This is a genomic window from Paenibacillus macerans (assembly GCF_050565405.1).
GTDB lineage: Bacteria > Bacillota > Bacilli > Paenibacillales > Paenibacillaceae > Fontibacillus > Fontibacillus macerans_B.
On the sequence record NZ_JBNYYG010000026.1, the window covers coordinates 52,338 to 73,663 of the forward strand.

Genomic DNA, 21,326 nt, shown 5'->3' on the forward strand with positions numbered 1-21,326 from the left:
AAGTAAAGTCGGCGATGATCTGGGCCAATGGGGGAGCCGCAGCGCTAACCAAAGATGGCAGATTGTAAACTAAATAGAGTTACTGCGTAAAAACATAAGCCACCAATACCGATTCGGAATTGAGTGGCTTATATTCTTCCGGGATAGCTTGGATTAACTGGCCTCGTACACTGGTCCCCTTAAATTCTTGTTGTCTCCAAGCGAATGACGTTCCAAGAAGCCCGGCTTAGCACGGAATGCACTCGTCCTTTATCCACCTTGGACTGGCCTCCGGAGCGAGGTGTGACCCGGTTCGGATTGCTCTTGGTGTTGACTGCCTTCAAGTCGTCGCTCTCCAGAACGATATGATCGATTAAACGAACTTCCTCAAAGGAGCGGACGTCGATATTGAGCTCCATGGGCTCTTCAAGATGCCGGTTTACCGCAAAGATCGTCAGAACGCCCTGCTCCTCATCGAACACGCTGACCGATTCAAGATAGGGAACGTCCGTAAAATCCTTACTATCGTATTTGGGAGAATCGACGATGGACTGCAGAACTGTGCCTCTACCGTAATTGGAAGCATGGAGGAATGGATAATAAGTCGTCTGAAGCCAGAGCGATCCGCCTGTCTCCGTCATAATCGGAGCGATTGTATTGATCAATTGAGCTAGGCAAGCCATCTTCACACGGTCGGAATGCTTCAACATCGTAATCAGGTAACAGCCGACGGCCAGGGCGTCTTCAAAAGTAAACACGTCCTCGAACTCGGGAGGAGCTACTTGCCAGCGCTCAGTGGCGCGGCTGGAACCAATGGTGTGCCATACGTTCCATTCGTCCAGCGACAGCATGATTTTCTTCTTGCTTCTCTTTTTAGCTTGAACATAGTCGCAGATCGAAGACACGCTAGCGATGAACTGGTCGAGATCCAGCGAGCTGGCAAGGAAGTTGCCCGTATCTCCCGCGTTATTGTTGTAATAAGCGTGCAGCGAAAGGTAATCGACTTCCTCGTATGCCAGGTCCAAGACCGTCGCTTCCCACTCTGCAAAGGTGGATATTCCCCGGGACGAGCTCCCGCAGGCGACCAGTTCGATTGTAGGGTCTACCCAGCGCATAACTTTGGCCGCTTCGTTGGCAATTCGTCCATACTCCACGGCCGTCTTGGCTCCGATTTGCCAAGGTCCGTCCATTTCGTTTCCGAGACACCACGTTTTGAAGCGGTGGGGCTGGCGGTAGCCATGGGAGATCCGCATGTCGCTCCAGTAGGAGCCGGAGGGATGGTTGCAGTATTCTACGAAATTTCTGGCATCGTCTATCCCCCTGGTACCGAGGTTGACGGCCATCATCACTTCCGTTCCGGCAAGCTTGGCCCATTCCGCGAAATCGTTCGTTCCGACTTCATTCGTCTCTGTTGTCCACCAGGCGAGCTCCAGTTTACGCTTTCGTTCAGACTTTGGACCAACACCGTCTTCCCAGTTGTATCCAGACACGAAATTGCCGCCAGGGTATCGGACAATCGGGACCTTGAGCGCCTTAATCGCTTCAAGCGCATCCCGCCGAAATCCGTCGGCTTCGGCGGTCGGATGTCCAGGTTCGTAAATCCCGCCGTATACGGCCCGTCCCAAATGTTCGATAAAGGAGCCGTATATCCGGGGGTCCACAGCGGAAACGGCATAATGCTTGTCGATAAGCATGTTGGAGCGAATGGTCATGAAATGATCTCCTTTAGAATTAAGTAATAAGCGAATTCAAAGAAATATTGAAATTCTATAATATTCGTAACATAATGGAATTGTACTGACAACTATAATTTCTAGGATTCGTTTAAAACGAAATCCTTAGCGGGGTGAGAATGTGTTGATTTCCACCGATTTGAACTCGCTTCGCGTTTATGAAGCATTAGCCAGCGAAGTGCGATTAAAAATCATCGAAAAATTATTTGAGAAAGAGAGACATGTTAAAGAACTGGCAGCGGAGTTGTTCCTGAGCAACGCGGTCGTCAGCGGGCATATTCGAAAGCTTGAAGAGGTTGGCATCGTCGGCAGCAGAATGAAGAGAATAAACGGGGGAACGTACAAGGTTTGTTTCGTGAAGTTGGAGTTTCTGCAAATTAAGCTATCTCCAGATGACCCTGCGTCCCTAAGCTTCCACGAGTTATCCCTGCCTATCGGACATTATACCGACTACGAGGTCTGGCCGACCTGCGGCATCGCGACCACAGAGAAACTAATCGGCCAATACGATAATCCGGCTTGCTTCATCGAGCCGGAGAGAGTGAACGCGGGCATTCTATGGACCGCCAAAGGATGGGTGGAATATAAAATTCCAAATTATTTGCATAAAGATCAGCAGCTGCATGAGATCGAAATATCGCTGGAGATCGGTTCAGAAGCGCCGCGCGTAAACGAGAATTGGCCTTCAAACATTCGCTTCTATCTCAATGGGAAGCCTTTAGGGTTATGGAGGAGTCCGGGGGACTTCGGGAAGACGCGGGGGCGATTGACGCCGGATTGGTGGCATTCGGACGTTAATCAATATGGTTTATTGAAGGTGCTTCGCATTAAGGAGACAGGCACCTATATCGACGGGCAGAGAATTTCCGATATCAGTCTCTGTGATATTGAGACAAACGCGATGAATTGGACATTTCGAATTTCTGCGGAAGATTCAGGACGGGGCCGAGGAGGTCTCACTCTCTATGGCAAGGGCTTCGGCAACTACAATCAAGATATCGTCGTTCGAAGCTTTTATATTTACCGATAATTTACTTTCACATGAAATGGATTGTCGCCACTAACATATTGACGAAAAGTCAAAATTCACTCCTGGATATATCCGCATATTGGGTGGGGCTTAGTCCCTCATGTTTTTTAAACGTTCGGCTGAAGTAGTAAATATCATTAAAGCCGACAAGCTTGGCTGTTTCGGAAACGGACAAACCGTCCTTCAGCAAAGACTTTGCTTTGTTGATCCTTATTTCGATCAGGTAATCGATCGTTGATTTGCCCGTCACCTTTTTGAAGATGCTCCCCATATAGGAAGGGCTTATTTGTGCATAATCCGCGAGTTCCTGCAAGGTAATGCCGTTTGCGTAATGCTGCGTCATGTAGTGAATGATCTTTTGCACCTTTCGCATATTTGAATAGTTATATTGGTTGCCTTCTTTATATTGAAAAAGCAGCGTAAGGATCTCCGTAAAGATCGCTCTTTGCTTGGTCTTGTTATGATGTTTTCCGGACAAAGCGGATTTGGTCAACTGAGAGAACAAGTCCAGCAGTTTTGAAAATAGAAACTCGTCTTCAATTTTTTGAATATAGGAAAATGGAAGGTTAGCCTTCATCAGCTTCCAATGATCATCGATGAGCACGGGACAAGTGTATTGGAAGTCTACGGCAAAGCATTTCATCAGATGCTCGGGAAACGTATGCGCTTTGCGCAGCACGCCGGGCTTGTAATAGACCAGATCTCCTCGGGATGCCCGGAATTGCACGTGATCATGCGCAAATTGCACCCGGCCGTCATAAATCAACATCAGGTTGTGAGAATTTACAACATTATCAAGTCTCCAGGACGGGGTAGCGTTTCTATCCACCACGTTGAAGATTTCCGGAAATATTTCGTATAAATGGTCGTTGGAGTTTTTGTTCATCCTATCCCCCTGGCTTGCTTTGGCACAAAACCATCGTGATATAGTACAAAAGCAATCAAATAATATATGGTCAGAATAGCAAATCAATAATAAGGTGTAAATGAAATAATACAACAAAGGAAAGGGAGATAACATGATCAACGTCGCCGTTGTGGGTACCGGGAGTATTTCGCAAGCGCATATCGACGGTTATTTGGAGTTCCCCGACAGATGCAGGATTGTAGCTTTGGTGGATATTTATCCGGAAAAGGCGGAGGAAAAGAAGAAGAGATACCATCTTAACGATGCGGAGGTGTACGACGATCATCGGAAAATATTAGGCAGAGAAGATATCGACTTAATCGACATATGTACACCGCCCTATGTGCACGCCGAAATAGCAATAAACAGCTTCAATGCGGGCAAGCATGTATTGGTGGAAAAACCGATGGCCGCTTCGCTTGAGGAATGCGACGCCATGCTGGAGGCGGCCGAAAAAAATAAAAAGCTGCTGTCCGTTGTGGCGCAAAACCGCTTCAGGACCGCGTTCATAAATTTGAAAAAGATACTGGAGCAAGGGCTGGCGGGAGACATCGTACATGCGCAGATCGATTCGTATTGGTGGAGAGGCCATTGCTACTATGATTTGTGGTGGAGAGGCACGTGGGAGAAGGAAGGCGGCGGCTGCACCTTAAACCATGCGGTGCATCATATTGATATGGCGGTTTGGATGATGGGGATGCCTGAAGAAGTGCAAGCCATGATGACCAACACTTCCCATGACAACGCGGAGGTAGAGGATCTTTCCATCGCATTGCTGAGATACGGCAATGGCGCTCTCGGACAAATCACGAGCTCTGTCGTGCATCACGGAGAGGAGCAGCAAATCGTGCTTCAAGGAAAAAAGGCGAGAATATCAGCGCCTTGGAAGGTTTATGCCTCCGTTTCCACCAGCAACGGATTTCCGCAAAGAAACGAAGCCCTGGAACGGGAACTGCAGGAATATTACGAATCCCTTCCGGAAGCGAAATACCAACATCATACTCCGCAAATCGATGACGTGCTCCATGCGCTAGAAACGGGCGAACCGGTGCTGATCTCGGGAGAAGACGGCAAGAAAGCGCTGGAGCTGATCACTGCCATCTACAAGTCGGCGATTACCAAGCAGCCCGTTAAGCTTCCCTTATCCAAGGAAGACCCTTTCTATACGGTAGAAGGCATGCGGGCTAATACCCCTCATTTTTACGAAAAAAAGGCCAGCGTGGAAAACTTTAATAACGAGCAGATCACGACCGGAAGAGAAATATAGGAGGAATCACGAGATGTCAAAAGCCAGCGGAATGAACTATGCTCCGAAAGGAGAACCCCGTAAAGTTTGCGAAGAAGGCGAATTCGTATTTGGAGCAATCGGCTTGGACCATGGCCATATTTACGGGATGAGCAACGGGCTGACGGAAGCGGGGGCCAGCTTGAAATGGGTCTATGATCCCGATCCGGCCAAGGTGGAAAACTTTTGCAAAGCATTTCCCCAGGTGAAGGCGGCGCGCAGTGAGGAAGAAATATTAAACGATGCATCGGTCCAGCTCATTGCGGGGGCTGCCATACCTTCGGAGCGTTGCGCGCTCGGACTGCGCGCTATGGATGCGGGGAAGGATTATTTTACCGACAAGGCCCCGTTGACTACCTTGCAACAGCTTGAACAAGCAAAGGAAAAGGTGAAAAAAACAGGAAAGAAGTACGCTGTCTACTATAGTGAACGTCTGCATAATGAAAGCTCCGTGTTTGCGGGGCAGCTGGTCGAAGAAGGGGCCATAGGCAGGGTGCTTCAGGTCATCGGCATGGGCCCCCACCGCGAAGGAAATGGAAGGCCGGATTGGTTTTATGAGAAAGAGAAATTCGGCGGCATCTTGTGCGATATCGGGAGCCATCAAATCGAACAGTTTTTATTTTATACAGGGGCCAAGGATGCCGTCGTTCAACATGCAAAAGTAGCTAATTATAGCCATAAGGAATATCCCAACTTCGAAGATTTTGGAGACGCTTCCTTGGTAGCCGATAACGGCGCTACCGGATATTTCCGAGTGGACTGGTTTACCCCGGACGGACTCGGCACCTGGGGGGATGGCCGGCTGTTTCTATTGGGAACGGAAGGTTATATCGAGTTGAGAAAATACATCGACGTAGCCAGAGAAATACCCGGCGACCATGTATATCTTGTGAATCAGGACGGAGAACGGCATATCCCCGTAAACGGAAAAGTCGGGTATCCGTTTTTCGGGCAGCTGATACTGGATTGCCTGAACCGGACCGAACATGCGATGACGCAGGAACATGCCTTTAAAGCGGCCGAATTGTGCGTGAAGGCGCAAGATTTGGCGGCCAGACTGGAATAAAAGCTTAAGCTACTCCAACCTGGAGTCAGGCTTTATAATTGAGCAAGAGGGCGAGCCCATGAAGAGTCTCAAACGCAAATGAGCTCTTCATGGAGCTTTTGACCTAAGTTTCAGAATATTCTCCTTTAGTTCGATCAATCTAAACAAATCTACCGTTCCGGAAAGCTTGAATTGATGCGCAATCAATTTGTTTCCATGAACAAACTGGTAGCCAGCAGCGGTTGGATAAGGATTTTACTACAGATCGCCTTATGGATTCCAGGGCATCGGATATGTACTTTGCGATTACCAGGACTCTGCGCGAACCTGCGGTGTGGACCGGTTTTATTAACAGCATCAGCTACTATAACCGGGAATTGGGCCTCGTATATACCCCCAGCACCGTTATGCCGGTGGAAGAGTTTTTTGGAAAGCCGAAACCTTCTTCGGCTCCAAGCAAAGCGTATTTAGGTTCATCGCTGAAGCTGCAGCCTGCCGCTCTGGATCGCTTAATGAGACCAGGGAACCATGTTCGTTCCATGCGCGTAAGCAATGTGGACGGCGAAGATGGCGTGCTGTTTGCGATGCCATTGGAATTAAAGGCAGATGCACCGCCGGCATCCTATCTATTATAGGAACAGCCGTACGGCTTCGGCGTATTGGTTTTTTGCCGAAACAGCATCGTATGCTACAGTGGATTCAGAGTTAATTTGCATGTGAAACCTCCCGAAATTAGGATCGGGAGTTTGGGGCGGTGGGAAAACAATCCATGTCTTACTTCCCTTGTTCCATGCGGAATCTCGGAGATTGGCGAACGAGCGTTTCCCTCCTTCCATAGCGCCAATCTCAAAATCGTGAGGGAAACCGTGGGGGTTCGAGTCCCTTCACCGGCACTAATCAAGCAGATATGTAAAGTCACTTCCATGTGATTTTATATATCTGCTTTTCTTTTGTTACTGCAATGTACCTTGCCCTTTTTAAGGGGCAGCCTCTTTCTTGAATGACAGGATCAGAACCTATAGTTGAACTGGCTGTCCTGATTTCACGGAACGGTAGCCGGCTAGAGCAATCTCGGTAGAGCGAAGGCCGTCAATGCCGTTGATGGGAACAGGTAGATCTGCAGCAATGGCTTCTATGAAACTCTTAACAAGCAGGTGGTCCATCGAATCTCCCCAGAAATGATATTGCCCCTTTCCTTCTTTGTCAATAAACCATTCATTCGTTTGGGCCAGACAATCTAAAGAGATCGTTCCCGCGGTTCCCACGATTTCCATTGTAACATCTCCCCAGGTCGGGAAGGACTTTGAGCGCGACCAACTGGTGTCAATGACGCCCATTACTCCATTATCGAACTTCACGTGGATCATACCCGCATCCTCGACGCTAATTTCTTCATGATAAATCCGGTTAGCATAAGCATATACCTCAGTGACCCTAGAGCCAGGCAAAAACCAATGCATCAAATCCATGACATGAACTGTATGGTCCAGCAGAGCTCCACCTCCTGAGAGGGAAGGATCAACGAACCAGCTACCCGGCATACTGCCTCGGTTAGTGCCCTTGATGGCAATAATTTCGCCGATATCGCCTTTCATGACGGCTTCCCTGGCCCGGACGACAGCGGAAAGAAAGCGGCAAGGGAAAGCCGTCATGAGTTGAACGCCTTCATCCCGGCAGACCGAAATCATCGATTCCATTTCTAGTACGGATAGTCCCAAGGGTTTCTCGCACATCACATGTTTGCCGGCTTTGGCGGCATCGATTGTTAACTTCGCATGATAAGCGTTCTCCGAACAAATAATTACGGCGTCAATGTCCGTAAGCAACAAATCGTGATAATCCGCGTAATAAGTAGCCCCCGTTCGTTTGAGCACGTCCTCGACCTCGGTTCTCTCGGAATGTGCAATCCCAGCTATTATCGCTTCGGGAATTATGGATAATCCTTCCAGATAAGAGAAAGCGTGTCCGTGGGCGAAACTGATCATGCCAACCTTCACTTGTCTTTTCATTGTTGCGCCTCCCTTACGAATCTATGGCCAAAGTGCACCGCTTGGCCGGTAACGGCGGATTCCTTGGCAGCATTGGCAACGATAAGCGCCCGGCAGGCATCCTCCGGTGTAACTGTTGACTCCCGATTCTCGCGGATACAAGTGATGAAGTGCTCCAGTTCCAAATAATAAGGGGAATGCTGTAATGGACTTTCCGGTATTTCGGCGAAACGTTGGCCTTCAGGGGCGAGCCTGGATCTGCGGATTGTAACCGAGCGGCTTTTTTCGCTGTCGGCACGGATGATGCCGCCGCTGCCCGCATATTCCGCGGAGGTGCGAAAATTTCCCGGATCGCCCCAGTAACCTTCAAGATGGGCTACTGCGCCATTCTGAAACACCAGCGTAATTAAAGCATAATCCGAAGCTTCCCAGATGCGGCGAAGGGTGTACACCGACTTTGGCTCTCCCAGAGTCGATAAGGCAAAATCAATGTCATGAATCATCAGATCGACAATGACTCCGCCGCTTTTCTCTTCGTCGAAGTACCATTCACGTGCGGTTCCCGGGTGTGACCCTACCCGCTTCAGATGCACAACACCCATTCTGCCTAGAACCCCTGCATTAACGGCTTCCTTGATTTGCGCATATTCAGGAAAAAAACGCACCACATGCCCCAGAAAGAGCTTTACCCCATGCTGTTCACAGGTCGAAATCGCCTCGCGTGCATCTTCTTCCGTCAACGATATCGGCTTTTCGCATATGATATGTACGCCTAGTTGAGCCGACCTGCAGATATACTCCTTGTGAAGATAACTTGGCAAGGTCAAACTGACAACTTCCGGTTTCACTATGGACATCATTTCCTCATATGTAGAAAACGCCTGAGCTCCTGTTTTTGCGGCGAGTTCTTTAGCCAGATGAAATTCAATATCACAAACGCCAACCAATTCTACGCCGGGCATGGCGGCAAATTCACCTGCATGTACTCGGCCCATTCCGCCGCATCCGGCAATGGCAATCCTCATGTATGCTCACTCCTTGTCATATTTTTCTTAATTGAACGAACAACTGATACCAGCATATAATGAAGACTCATAGTAGACTAGGCCTCTATTAGTCGAGTTTGTGTGCGATTTTGTTCACTGGGACGAGGGAGATAGACATGGATATTTTTCAGGAACCGATTCTGTATCAGCATCCGCACCTTTGCATCAAGACTCTGGATTTCGTCTGCAATGAGGAAGAAAGCCAGGCGGAGTTTTCCTGGCATTATCATAAAGAGATAGAAGTTGTGATGGTGATGCAAGGAGTTCACGAGATTCGAACCGTTAAGCGAAGTTACATGCTGTCCACGGGAGATGTGGCGATCGTCGGCTCCTCGCAGCTTCATTACGGACGTAAAAAGGGCTCGGGCGAAATGAAATGTTTTGTTCTGCACTTCGACCTCGAGCCTTACTTTGACCCAGCGATGATGTGCTATTACCGGCATTTCTCCGAAATTCATCATCCCCTGGATGAATTGAACGAGCTTTTTACCGAGAATCCGGAATTAAAGGTTCAGGTAGCCTGGATTGTCGGGGAGCTCCGGAGGGAAATGCAGGAAAGATCCAAGGGATATGAGATTGCGGCCAGTATGTATATCAAACGATTGCTGCTGGTGCTTCTGCGTGCGGACCGGCGAGGTATTCTGGAGCCGGCGGGTTGGGGAGACACCCATACGCTGAAACAGGTCATTGATTACATAGACCTTAATTTGGCAAGACGCATCTCAATGGAAGAGGTTAGCCGGCTTGCTGGAATGAGCTATTCTTATTTCTCCAAATTTTTCAAAAGGGCGACGGGCCATTCATACATCGACTATATTAATCTGCGACGCTTGCGCAAGGTTGAACGAATGTTAGTGACCAGCGACCTGAACGTGGCAGTCCTTGCAGAACAGGCGGGATTTATGAATTTGTCCCATTTCTACAAGCTGTTCAAACGTCAGAACGGGTGCACGCCGAATGAATACAAGGCCAGACTGAAGATTGATGATCGATTGCACCAATGATTACGGGAGGAAGCTGCCTTGCTAAATAATTGGTATCAGACCTTTGTTAAAGACAAAACACTTTCGAAGATGGTCATTATTTACAGCCTGATAGCCATTGTTACTGTAATAGGGATCGCTCAGGCGATCTTTAGAAGCATGCTGGATTCGGCCGTACAGGGTCAGATGGAAATCCAGCGCAGAGCTTTGGACAGTATTAATGACTACGTGCAGAAAAATCATGACTATGTAGAGCAGATCACTAACGAAATCTACAGTCAATCGGCACTGGCGGATAATGTGTCTTTTTTTCTCATGCATAATTATAACGAATATGTGAATTACAGACTGGAGAAACTCACGGGGTCTGGCGCATCCTATTGGGATGCCGCAAGCTTCTTTGTAAGGAAAATGGATGCCAACCCGGCGATTAAGGAATTGATTCTGTATGGTGAGGATAGTCAGCAAGTATACGATTTCTGGCACGGACGCTTGAAGTCCTATCGTGTAAATCCGGAGAAATCCTATGTACCGGGAGCCATCATTAATGAAACCGCTCGAATATCCGTCCCTAATCTATGGATTGAGAAGCTCGTGGATAAAAATCAGGAGCGGTTGTACACTGCGCGTACGAACATCACGAACAGGTATAATCTGAAGACGGTTGGGCATCTGCTGGTGTATTATGATTCCGACCAGATTGGCTCAGCCATAGCCCCCTACGAGGACAAGCTTAAGGGCAATCTTCTGGTGCTCACCCCTAAGGGTCAGGTGATTTATGATCAATCCGGCCAATACTATGACGAGCCTTATCCATATGGGGAGCAGGTTCTTAAGTATAATGGTTCGGCCATACTGAAGAAAAATGTATGGATTAGCGCTGTTCAAAATAATAGCGATTACATTGTACTCAGTGTCGTTCCCAAGGCGGAGATCATTGCCGGATTAGAGGATATTCGGAGAACGATATTTATTTTAAGCCTGGTTTGTATACTGGTTATTATTTTGATTCCCCTTGGGTTTGTGATGAATTATATCAAACAGATGCATCTTATTATCCACTCCATGCGTAGTGTTGAAACCGGGGAATTGAGTGTTCGCATTCCCATTAATCGGAAGGATGAATTGGGGCTGATTGCAGGTAGCTTCAATCAGATGCTCAATAAGCTTACCCACCATATTAACCGTATTTACAAGGCAGAAGCCGAGCAAAGCCGGGCGGAGATGACAGCGCTTCAGGCTCGGGTGAATCCGCACTTCTTGTTCAATACTCTCGAGGTGATCAGAATGAGAGCCGTTTCGCTGGGTGTGACGGAAGTAGGGGACATGGTCTATAATCTGGCTAATTTGTTCCGAAATCTGGTCGAGGAAGAGATGTTTGTAAGCCTTCAGCAAGAGATGGAGAACTGCAAGCTGTATCTGGAATTGTTCAAGTCTCGCTATCAGGATAATTTCAGCTATGAGATCCGGCTGGACCCGCGTACGGCGGATCATTGCACTGTAAAGCTGTCCCTGCAGGTTGTCATTGAGAACTTCATTGTTCACGGTCTGCGTGACGACGATACCGCGAACCACATTGAGGTGAGCTCCGAGCTAAATGCTGAGTTCGTACATATCATTGTCAGGGACAATGGTGTAGGGATGAGTGAGGAGAGGCTAGCGACAATCCGAAATTCTTTGTCACAACCTCAGTCAGGCAGTAATTCTTTCGGACTTCGCAGTGTTTACCAACGGCTGGTTTATTTGTATGGTGATGAATGTACAATGGATTTGAACAGCAAGCCTGGGGAAGGAACAACGGTAACCATCAATATGCCTTATGCAAAGGGGGATTTATAGATGTATAAGGTTCTTCTTGTAGATGATGAGAAATATATTCTTGAGGGCCTGAGCAATTTAATTGATTGGGACGCAATGGGACTGGAAATCGTGGGAATGGTAAGGGGAGGAAGAAAGGCGCTTGAGCTGCTCGCCACCACCAAAGTGGATATTCTAATTACGGATATCTCCATGCCGGGAATGAACGGGTTGGAGCTGATCCGCACGGCCCGACAGGACGATGACGAGCTTAAGGTCATTATTTTGAGCGGGTATAATGAATTCGACTATCTCAAGGAAGGGATGAGTTTGGGCATTGAGAATTATCTGTTGAAGCCGGTCAATGTATCCGAACTCATGCATACTTTGGTCACCCTGCTGGACAAGCTTGAAACCTCGAGACCAAGCTACGATTACTCAAATGATATTTACATCATCAGAGATAATACCCTCCACCGCTGGATGACCAGACAGATCGCCGCGTCCGAGTGGAAGGACCGCTGCAAGCTGCTTCAGCTTGGCCCTACCCGCCGCTATAGATTGGCTGCAGTCATCAGGAAGGGGGACCATGCAGACCGGGTGTTTGAAGAATTGGATAAGGCTCCAGGCGATAATTGCCCGCTAGTCTACCGTGATCTTGATGGTGATGTTGCAATTGTTTTTCAGGCGGATCATGAGGCGGGGCTGAGCGAGTTTGCCCAAAGATATCTGCAAGAGATATGCTCAACAGTTTGTCATGAGGAACGAAATGATATCCGTATCGGACTTGGGCGAGTTGAGGCCACGGAGGACTCAGATTCTCTGAGCTATGACGAGGCTAAGCAGGCTTTGGAATATTTCCTGTTGTTCCCAAAGGAAAAAATTATCCAATATGAGCAAATTAATATGTCTAAAGTGTTGATACGTTCGGAGAGCAGCATCCGCTGGGAGCAGTATATCCAGCTGCTTCATGCCCGCAACGCTGCTGAACTCACAGAGGCTATACAAGCAGACTTTGCCAATCTGCAGCAACAAGAGGGAATGACCCCCCGCCATTTATGGCGAATTGCCGCTGAGGTTATGGTCCGCCTTAAGCTGGCGGCGGAAGAAGTAAGACCGGCAGATCCAGTGCTGGAGGAGAAGTTCTCCGATCACCTGGAGCTTCTTCATAATACAGTTGAGTGGGCAGGATTGATGGAGATACTTGGAGATATTGCGCAAATGTCTGTCGATACATTACAGACGGCCAATTACAGTCCGGTGATCTTGCAAGTCTTGAAGCTGGTGAAAGATACGTATACCGAGAATTGGACACTCATGCAGTTGGGGGATCGATTTCATACGCATCCGGTCTACTTGGGCCAACTGTTCCGCAAGGAGACTGGCGAGAGCTTTGCCGGATATATGAATCGTTACCGAATTGAGCAGGCGAAGAGATTGCTGCGTGAAACGAATCTGAAGGTCAATCAAGTGGCCCGTGAAGTAGGTTACTGGGAAGCTGCTTATTTCAACAGGCAGTTTCGAAAATATGTCGGGGTTTCACCGATGGAATACAAGTCACTCGTATGAAGACGAGGGGGAGCAACTGAACGCCGTTACTGCCATGCATCTACGGCGTTTTTTTGTTTTGAATATTTACTGATCTGGGGAGGCTATCCGTATCTTTCTTTAGTTTGGTTAAGGTATCTTGGCTTTGTCTGCTGTTGAAAACGTCGGACTTTTGGTAGCCTGAGATTGTAACAATAAAGCGGTTTCAAAATCAAAGGGAGGCTTAAACAGATGAAAAAAAAATCAAGACTGTCTCTGATTCTGGTACTCGTGCTGGCATGTACGGCAATTCTATCTGCCTGCGGCGGGACCAACAAAGAGAAGGGGGCTGAAGGTACCGACAGCAACGCCGCTGCAGAGAATCAAAAAGCGGTGGAGTTGATTTGGTATAACATTGGCACGCCTCAGAAGGACACGGATATGGTCATGGCTGAAGTGAGCAAATATACTAAGGAGAAAATTGGGGTCACCGTAAAGATGAAGCAAATTGACTTCGGCGACTACACGCAGAAAATGCAGGTACTGACGCAATCCGGCGAGCCCATGGATATCTTGTTTACTGCTTCGTGGGGTTTTGACTATGTACAGAACGCAAGAAAAGGCGCTTTCATGGAATTGAATGATCTTCTGGATAAATATGGGCAGGGAATCAAGGAGACACTTGATCCCGCATTTCTGGAAGGATCCAAGGTGGACGGGAAGAACTATGGCATTCCTGCCAATAAGGAGCTTCCCGCCCAGGATGTCTGGCGCTTCAATAAGCAGTGGCTCGATAAGTACAACCTGGATATCTCGGGGGTAAGGAGCTTGGAAAGTCTGGAGCCGTTGTTGAAAACGATTAAAGAAAACGAGCCCAGTGTAGTTCCGTTTATGATCGACCGAAACTATATCCCTAATCTTCCTTATGATTACATCATTCAAAATCTTCCCATGGCCGTAAAGCTGGATACGGACGACTTTAAGGTCGTTAATATTCTGGATACTCCCGAACTGAAGGAGTCCTTGGCGACGATGCGCAAGTACTACCAGGCAGGATATATCGATCCTGAGGTAGCGACGACATCAACCAATTCAGACTTAACCACAACAGGCAACTGGTTTGTAGACCGTCCTACGACCCAACCGTATGCGGACAATTTGTGGACCGCTTCTCTCGGTTATCCCGTAGTCTCTACGCCGGCGACAGATGCTATCATTTACAACTGGTCGGTTATGGGATCCTTGCAGGCGATATCCGCAAATTCCAAGCATCCGGTAGAAGCCATGAAGTTCCTCAATCTGCTGAACACCGATGCATACCTGCGCAACCTGGTAGACTCCGGCATCGAGGGTGTGCACTATGAGAAGATCGGCGACAATGTTATCAAAAATTTGGACAAATCCAGAGATTATGATATGCCTACGTTTGCCATCGGAAATATTATGTTGAATTATTTGGCTGAGGGGGATCCTGCGGATAAATGGGAGGGTTTCCGTAAATTTAATGAAGAAGGAGTGCCTGCTCCGCTCTTGGGCTTTAATTTCGACGGCACCAATGTATTGTCGGAGTTGGCCGCTCTAAATAATGCAAAGGATCAATTCTGGGCACCTTTAATGACGGGCTCCGTAGATCCAGACAAGTATTTGCCAATGGCAATCGAACAGTTAAAGGCCGCCGGATTGGATAAGGTTATCGATGAAGCTCAGAGACAGCTTGATGAATGGCGCGCAGCGCAGAAATAAATAACCGGGTTATAGCAAGCAAACCAGACTGGGGCATTCCCAGTCTGGTTTGCTCCTAAACATGGAACAAAACCTGGATAGGAGGAACAAAATGCACGCGATTCGCCACTTTTTTAAGGACTTTCACAAGAATCTGCCTATTCTGCTCATGGTTCTGCCGGGAGCCATCGGCTTTATCTTATTCTCCTATTTGCCGATGGGGGGGACGTTGCTTGCCTTCAAGCAGTACCGATACAACGGTGAGGGGTTTGTGTCCAGCTTCTTCAGCAGTGAATGGGTGGGCCTCAGAAACTTCACCTTTCTCTTCGGCACCAATGATGCCTATGTCATTACCCGCAATACGCTGCTTTACAATGCGGCCTTTATTGTATTGGGCACATTGGCTGCTGTTACTATGGCCATCCTGTTGTCGGAGATTGTGAACAAGCGCTTGTCCAAGCTGTATCAGACGGGAATGTTTCTTCCTCATTTTATGTCCTTTGTCATTGTCGGTTTTTTTGTTTACAGCTTCTTGAATATGGATAAAGGACTGCTTAACAGTGTACTGAGCGGTTTCGGCCTGCAAGAGATATCCTGGTACACTACTCCCGAATACTGGCCTTACATTCTCATCTTAACGAACCTGTGGAAAAGCATAGGCTATAACAGTGTGGTTTATTTGGCGGCGGTTACCGGTTTCGACCGTTCATTATATGAAGCCGCAATGATTGATGGGGCCGGCAAATGGAAGCAGATTCGCAATATTACTTTGCCCCTCTTAAAGCCGTTGATCATCATTATGACATTACTGGCTATTGGAAGAATCTTTTATGCGGATTTTGGATTGTTTTACAACGTTCCGCGCAACTCGGGTGCACTGTATCCGGTGACTAATGTCATCGATACTTATGTGTATCGTGGTCTGAAAACTACCGGTGAAATGGGAATGGCTACGGCGGCAGGCTTTTTCCAATCTATCGTTGGTTTTATTCTGGTCATTACATCGAATTACACCGTTCGCAAAGTGGATAAGGACAATGCACTGTTCTAAGAGAGTTTCGGAAAGGAGGAAGCTTTATGGCTGGAAAACCAAAGAAGAATCGGGACATTCATAGTCTCTCGCCGTTAATGAATATTGTGCTCAATGTGATCGTCGCAATATTAGCCTTGATCTGTATTTTCCCATTTGCTTTTGTTGTGATTCTCTCTTTCACGGACGAGAAAAGCCTTGCCTATCACGGATATCGCCTGATTCCTGAAAAATGGAGCACCTATGCTTATGAGTATCTGTTTCAGAACGGATCTCAGCTTTTGCAATCCTATGGAGTCACCATTACCGTAACAGTAGTGGGGACTATGATCAGTGTCATGGTTATTGCCTTGTATGCTTATGGAATTTCCCGATCAAGCTTTAAATACCGCAGTTTTTTTTCGTTTTTGGCGTTATTCACCATGCTGTTCAACGGTGGACTCGTTCCTACTTTTATTGTGGTCACCCAAGTGCTTCATTTAAAGGATACGATATGGGCGCTTATTTTGCCGATGGCGATGAATGCCTTCTATATTATGATCATGCGTACCTTCTTCAAGGGCCTTCCGGAAGGAATTATCGAATCGGGAAAAATCGATGGAGCCAACGAGTTTCAAATTTTCAGCAAAATTGTGTTGCCGCTTTCCTTGCCAGGCCTGGCGACCATTGGCTTATTCTGCACGCTCGGTTACTGGAACGACTGGTTTAATGCCCTTCTGTATATAGACAATCCGGACCTGGTTCCGCTGCAATCCATGCTGATGCGGATTGAGAGCAGTATGGCCTTTATTCTGCAGAATGCAAATACCAGCGGATTGGGGAGCATGGCAGCGAGCTTGCCCCAGGAGACCTCGCGCATGGCTATGGTTGTGCTGGCCACGGGGCCGATCGTGTTGGCCTATCCGTTTTTTCAGCGTTTTTTCATCCAGGGTCTAACCGTTGGTTCATTAAAAGAATAAAGGATACGCAGCATTTGCTGTACGCCGGGAATGGAGCGCAAATATGAACAGAATGGATCGATTAATCCGCCATTTAAGTGAACTGCAATGGAAGGAATCGCAAACACTGACTGCATGGAAGATGATGCGGGGACGCTATATTCTGCCCGGTGAATACCATTGGGGAGAGGAACTATCAGTCGAGCGTGCAGGAGACGCGCTGGATGGGGCTGCCGGAACTACGTATTTGCTGCGAAAAAGCGTGGCTGTCCCTACAACGTGGCCCGCGGAGGATGTAGGGCTGGTGATCGAATCCGGTGGCGAAGGTCTGCTGCGTATCAATGGTAATTCCTATCATGGCCTGGACGGCAATCATTGCTTTGTTCCTATTGATCCGCACAAGGTTGGGTACGTTCCGGAACTGGAAATTGAATTGATGGACCCGGAACCGAATCCGGAGGACCCCCTGAACCAACAATTCAGTCCGCGAAGACAGCCGATAGCCGCTCTAAACGTCATGCTCGTCCAAGTGAACCGGCCCATCCGAAGTCTATTGTATACAATTACTGTTGCGGCAGGAGCCGCAGCATTGCTGCCGGAACGGAGTCTGGAGAAGAACCGTCTGATGAAGGCGCTATACAGGATTTATGATGCCTTTGTGCATTTATCCGGAAACGTGGAGGAGGATCGGGCGGGAGTTCCGGACGCGGAAGAGGTCAAAAAGCTTGAGGAAATGCTGCTCCTTGCACTCAGCGAGGACTCGGCAGGTAAAAAAGCGGGCGTGATGCATATGGTGGCCCAGTCCCATATTGATATTGCATGGCTATGGCCTGTAAGGGAAACCGTGCGGAAAGGCAGCCGCACGTTCTCAACGGCTCTTCGCTTGATTGAGGAGTTCCCGGAATTTCATTACGCTCAGAGTCAACCGCAATTATATGCCTATGTCAAAGAGCACGATCCCGAGCTCTATAGCCGTGTTAGGGAACAGGTAGCCAGCGGACGATGGGAGCTGGTAGGGGGAATGTGGGTTGAACCGGACTTGAACATTCCAAGCGGTGAATCCTTGGTGCGGCAAAGTTTGTATGGACAGAAATTCTATATGGAGGAGTTCGGCAAACGCTCCTTCATTGAATGGCTGCCGGACACCTTCGGGTATTGCGCTTCCCTGCCGCAAATCTTAAAGCTCTCCGGGGTAGAGTACTTTATGACCAGCAAGCTAAATTGGAGCGATACCAATCACTTTCCGTACGACATTTTCCATTGGGTAGGAATAGACGGAACGGCTATTCTTTCTTACCTTAATCACGGATTGGGCGAGGATACCCGTCCGAAGGATATCAGGGAGCATTGGGACTTCTTCCGGCAAAAAAACGTTCATAGCGAAGAAATGCTGCTCTATGGTCACGGAGACGGGGGCGGCGGGGCCACCCGAGAAATGGTCGAGTATGTTGCTCGGTCCGCTTGCCTTCCCGGATTGCCTGTCGGCAAGTTCAGTACAGCCGAGGAATATTTCCGCGGACTGGACGCTTCGGCAGAATTCTTTCCTAAATGGTACGGCGATCTGTATCTGGAATATCACCGTGGAACTTATACAACCCAGGCGAGAAACAAGAAGATGAACCGGAAGATGGAGTTGTTATACCGGGAGGCGGAGGTATGGAGCAGCCTGGCGGCGGCTTGCGTGGATGGCGAATCTGCGGCAATTCAAGAGCGCTTGCCGGCTTTGGAAGAAGGCTGGAAACTGATTTTGCTAAATCAGTTCCACGATATTATTCCGGGCTCATCCATTCCCGAGGTGTACGAGACTTCTGCTAAGGAGTATACCGAAGTATCTCAAATCGGCAATGCGGTATTAAAAAGTGGACTTGACAGCCTGCGCTTGAAAATTAATATTGAGGGGGAGGGCATCCCCTATGTCGTATTCAACAGCCTTGGTTGGGAACGTAATGCCGTCATTAAACTTCGGCTGGAAACAGGAATAGAAGCAAGGGTAGTTGACAGCCAAGGGAGAACGCTGATATCCCAGATGATCGAGGCGGAGAATGGATGCTGCCTGTTGGCGTCACTTCCTGCGATTCCAGCCTTCGGTTATACTACGGTATGGCTGCGTACAAAGCCATCAGACTTGACGCAGAATCAGATTGACGCAAAGCATCCGGATGCTGCTCAGCCGCTACGGTGGGAGACGGATAACTATGTACTGGAGTTTAACAAGCGCGGAGAGATCGTTCGCTGGCTGGATAAGGAAGAGAAACGCGAACTGCTGAAAGCCGGAATGGTAGCGAATGAATTTCAGTTTTTCCATGACCGGCCTGTGGAGTGGGATGCGTGGGATGTAGATAATCGTTATGCCAAACAGTCTGCCGGAACAGCGAAGCTGGAATCCTTCGAGGTCATTGAAAGCGGAAGTGTCCGAGATGTGCTGCGTTTACGCTGGTCTTGGAGCCGGTCTACGATAGAGCAGGATATCATCCTTCAAAAAGGCATGCGAAGAGTGGACTTCAAGACTTCCGTGAACTGGCAGGAGAATCATAAATTATGGAAGGCGGCCTTTCCCGTAGATCTGATTGCTACCAAAGCCACTTATGAGATTCCGTTCGGCGCTCTGGAACGTTCCGCGACGAATAATACAAGTTGGGATCAAGCCCAGTTCGAAGTTTGCGGGCATCGCTGGGCCGATCTATCCGAGGGCGGTTACGGAGTCAGCCTCCTGAACGATTGCAAATACGGATATGATATTAAGGAGGGCGTCTTGAGACTCTCCTTGCTGCGTTCGCCGAAATGGCCGGATAAGCATGCGGATTTGGGGCAGCATGAGTTCACTTATTCGCTATATCCGCATCGCGGGAACTGGCGGGATGCGAAGGCCGTACGTGCCGCAGCCGAATTAAATCAGCCGGTGGTTGTTGAGCAAGCAGAGATTCAGGCAGGAGTTCTGCCAGGCGAAGATTCGTTCTTACGTCTGGTTAGCGACAATGTCATATTGGATACGATAAAGATGGCAGAAGATCGAAAAGGGACGATTCTGCGGTTTTACGAATCGTCGGGGGCTCGTGAGCAAATTCGGCTGCATTGGAAGTTTCCTGTGGCCAAGGCCATGGTTGTTAATCTAATGGAAGAAGAAATGGAAGAAGCGCAGGTGAACGGCGGTGAAATATGTCTTGATTTTCGTCCTTACGAGATCAAGACCGTAAAGCTGATTCATGAAGCTGGCTGCCACTGAAAAGTCGGGGACTTCAAATGGAATTTTCGCTGAACGAAGGATCCTCGAATGAGCGTTGGAAGCCTATCCAAATTATAGGGAGTTATTTGATATGAGTAATTATTTGGAAATTCCGGAGTTCGAGGATTCAATTCCGTTCAGAACATTCCTGAATGATGGTTTGACCATCGTTTATCCTCATTGGCACAAAGAAATTGAAATCATCTATTCCCGAAAAGGAAAGGTAAATATAGGTATTGATGAAGATATCGTTCAACTTGAAGAAGGAGAAATCTTCTTCTTCCCAAGTGGAGAACCTCATTACTTCTTAGCCTCTCCGGACAGTGAACGCTATGTCTATCAGTTTGATCTGAAGCTATTTGATGAGAAAATATTACGGGCCTCTGAAGACTCTCTGCTCAGTCTCTTTGAATCCGGCGAACGGCATAGCCGCAATTGGCCCAAGACGCTTACCCGAAAGGCCACGGAGTTATTGGTTCATCTTTATGGGATCGAGGAGAGTAAACCCGCCGGAAAGCATTATTGGATATTAGGTTTCCTATATCAATTGATCGGAGAGTTTTATGCGAATCTGCCTCGACACCAGGAGGAAAAATCGCCGGCAAAACGATCCGCGATTCAACATAAAGAAACTTTGGATATTCTTAACCAGGTGTTTGAGTATATGGAGAATAAATTTCAGGAAGTCATTACGGTGGAGGAGGTTGCGAGATTCGTAGGCTTTAGCCCTTACTACTTTACTCGTTTCTTTAAAACCAATACGGGACAAACGTTTATGCAGTTTTTGACGGAATATCGCATTAATCAAGCCAAGTTCATTTTAGCGAACGAGAAGATCCCCATGATTGAAGTGGCCGAGAAGGCCGGCTTTGCCAGCGTGAAAACTTTCCACCATGTTTTTAAGGAAACGGTTGGCCAATCGCCGCTACAATATCGAAAGAATCTGAATTAAGAAGAAGGCTTAAACGAGGGATGGTTAAACTGGCCCCTTAGTCAAGGACACTTTGAAAAAAAGAATTAAGCAGCATTTATGAGATGATTCCTGTATTGCACAGGAGTCATCTTTTTTAATCCCCATTGGTATCTGAAATTG

At 48.0% G+C, this 21,326-nt stretch carries 17 protein-coding genes; 12 read left to right on the forward strand and 5 right to left on the reverse strand.

Going from position 1 to position 21,326, the window contains the following annotated elements; all coding sequences use genetic code 11:
* Nucleotides 1–179: 179 nt before the first annotated feature.
* Complete coding sequence (locus ACQ4N8_RS16355) at nt 180–1,691, reverse strand: alpha-N-arabinofuranosidase (protein ID WP_430705415.1); 1,512 nt, start codon at nt 1,689–1,691, stop codon at nt 180–182.
* 142 nt (nt 1,692–1,833) lie between these two features.
* Here ACQ4N8_RS16355 and ACQ4N8_RS16360 point away from each other — a divergent pair, with 142 nt between their 5' ends.
* Entirely contained in the window at nt 1,834–2,742 is a 909-nt protein-coding gene (locus ACQ4N8_RS16360) for an ArsR/SmtB family transcription factor (RefSeq protein ID WP_430705416.1), read from the forward strand.
* Between the two features lie 49 nt (nt 2,743–2,791).
* On the opposite strand, the gene ACQ4N8_RS16365 is transcribed toward ACQ4N8_RS16360, so the two are convergent.
* Nucleotides 2,792–3,628: a helix-turn-helix domain-containing protein gene (locus ACQ4N8_RS16365; RefSeq protein ID WP_430705417.1), complete on the reverse strand. Its 837-nt coding sequence runs from the start codon at nt 3,626–3,628 to the stop codon at nt 2,792–2,794.
* A 133-nt stretch (nt 3,629–3,761) separates the two neighbouring features.
* On the opposite strand from ACQ4N8_RS16365, the gene ACQ4N8_RS16370 reads away from it, so the two are divergent.
* The 3 genes from ACQ4N8_RS16370 (at nt 3,762) to ACQ4N8_RS16380 (ending at nt 6,614) form a co-directional block, all read left to right on the forward strand.
* Entirely contained in the window at nt 3,762–4,916 is a 1,155-nt protein-coding gene (locus tag ACQ4N8_RS16370) for a Gfo/Idh/MocA family protein (RefSeq protein ID WP_430705418.1), read from the forward strand.
* A 13-nt stretch (nt 4,917–4,929) separates the two neighbouring features.
* The gene (locus ACQ4N8_RS16375; protein WP_430705419.1) at nt 4,930–6,000 is read left to right on the forward strand and encodes a Gfo/Idh/MocA family protein; all 1,071 of its coding nucleotides are present in this window, start codon (nt 4,930–4,932) and stop codon (nt 5,998–6,000) included.
* A 221-nt stretch (nt 6,001–6,221) separates the two neighbouring features.
* Entirely contained in the window at nt 6,222–6,614 is a 393-nt protein-coding gene (locus tag ACQ4N8_RS16380) for a hypothetical protein (RefSeq protein ID WP_430705420.1), read from the forward strand.
* Nucleotides 6,615–6,995: 381 nt separating this feature from the next.
* Here ACQ4N8_RS16380 and ACQ4N8_RS16385 read toward each other — a convergent pair whose 3' ends face one another.
* Together ACQ4N8_RS16385 and ACQ4N8_RS16390 are read right to left on the reverse strand one after the other, a co-directional pair.
* Nucleotides 6,996–7,988 (reverse strand): Gfo/Idh/MocA family protein, encoded by a 993-nt coding sequence (locus ACQ4N8_RS16385; RefSeq protein ID WP_430705421.1) that lies wholly within the window; start codon nt 7,986–7,988, stop codon nt 6,996–6,998.
* On the reverse strand, nt 7,985–8,992 hold the full coding sequence (locus tag ACQ4N8_RS16390) for a Gfo/Idh/MocA family protein (RefSeq protein WP_430705422.1): 1,008 nt from the start codon (nt 8,990–8,992) through the stop codon (nt 7,985–7,987). The genes ACQ4N8_RS16385 and ACQ4N8_RS16390 overlap by 4 nt, the downstream gene beginning before the upstream one ends.
* A 137-nt stretch (nt 8,993–9,129) precedes the next feature.
* Between ACQ4N8_RS16390 and ACQ4N8_RS16395 the strand changes: the two genes are divergently transcribed.
* The 8 genes from ACQ4N8_RS16395 to ACQ4N8_RS16430 all read left to right on the forward strand — a co-directional run bounded on the left by ACQ4N8_RS16395 (nt 9,130) and on the right by ACQ4N8_RS16430 (nt 21,185).
* Entirely contained in the window at nt 9,130–10,017 is an 888-nt protein-coding gene (locus ACQ4N8_RS16395; RefSeq protein WP_430705423.1) for an AraC family transcriptional regulator, read from the forward strand.
* An 18-nt stretch (nt 10,018–10,035) separates the two neighbouring features.
* Nucleotides 10,036–11,835 (forward strand): sensor histidine kinase, encoded by a 1,800-nt coding sequence (locus ACQ4N8_RS16400; RefSeq protein WP_430705424.1) that lies wholly within the window; start codon nt 10,036–10,038, stop codon nt 11,833–11,835.
* The gene (locus ACQ4N8_RS16405; RefSeq protein WP_430705425.1) at nt 11,836–13,362 is read left to right on the forward strand and encodes a response regulator; all 1,527 of its coding nucleotides are present in this window, start codon (nt 11,836–11,838) and stop codon (nt 13,360–13,362) included. It abuts the gene before it with no gap.
* A gap of 210 nt (nt 13,363–13,572) precedes the next feature.
* The gene (locus ACQ4N8_RS16410; protein ID WP_430705426.1) at nt 13,573–15,063 is read left to right on the forward strand and encodes an ABC transporter substrate-binding protein; all 1,491 of its coding nucleotides are present in this window, start codon (nt 13,573–13,575) and stop codon (nt 15,061–15,063) included.
* A gap of 91 nt (nt 15,064–15,154) precedes the next feature.
* Entirely contained in the window at nt 15,155–16,093 is a 939-nt protein-coding gene (locus tag ACQ4N8_RS16415; RefSeq protein WP_430705427.1) for an ABC transporter permease, read from the forward strand.
* Nucleotides 16,094–16,119: 26 nt separating this feature from the next.
* Nucleotides 16,120–17,031, forward strand: a complete 912-nt coding sequence (locus ACQ4N8_RS16420) for a carbohydrate ABC transporter permease (RefSeq protein ID WP_430705428.1) — start codon at nt 16,120–16,122, stop codon at nt 17,029–17,031.
* A gap of 43 nt (nt 17,032–17,074) precedes the next feature.
* Nucleotides 17,075–20,233 carry an alpha-mannosidase gene (locus ACQ4N8_RS16425; RefSeq protein WP_430705429.1) on the forward strand — a complete coding sequence of 1,053 codons (3,159 nt, stop codon included), beginning with the start codon at nt 17,075–17,077 and terminating at the stop codon, nt 20,231–20,233.
* A 91-nt stretch (nt 20,234–20,324) separates the two neighbouring features.
* Nucleotides 20,325–21,185, forward strand: coding sequence for an AraC family transcriptional regulator (locus ACQ4N8_RS16430; protein ID WP_430705430.1), 861 nt, complete (start codon nt 20,325–20,327; stop codon nt 21,183–21,185).
* 65 nt (nt 21,186–21,250) lie between these two features.
* Here ACQ4N8_RS16430 and ACQ4N8_RS16435 read toward each other — a convergent pair.
* Nucleotides 21,251–21,326 (reverse strand): IS3 family transposase (locus ACQ4N8_RS16435; protein ID WP_430705435.1); only part of this gene is annotated, 76 nt, incomplete at its 5' end.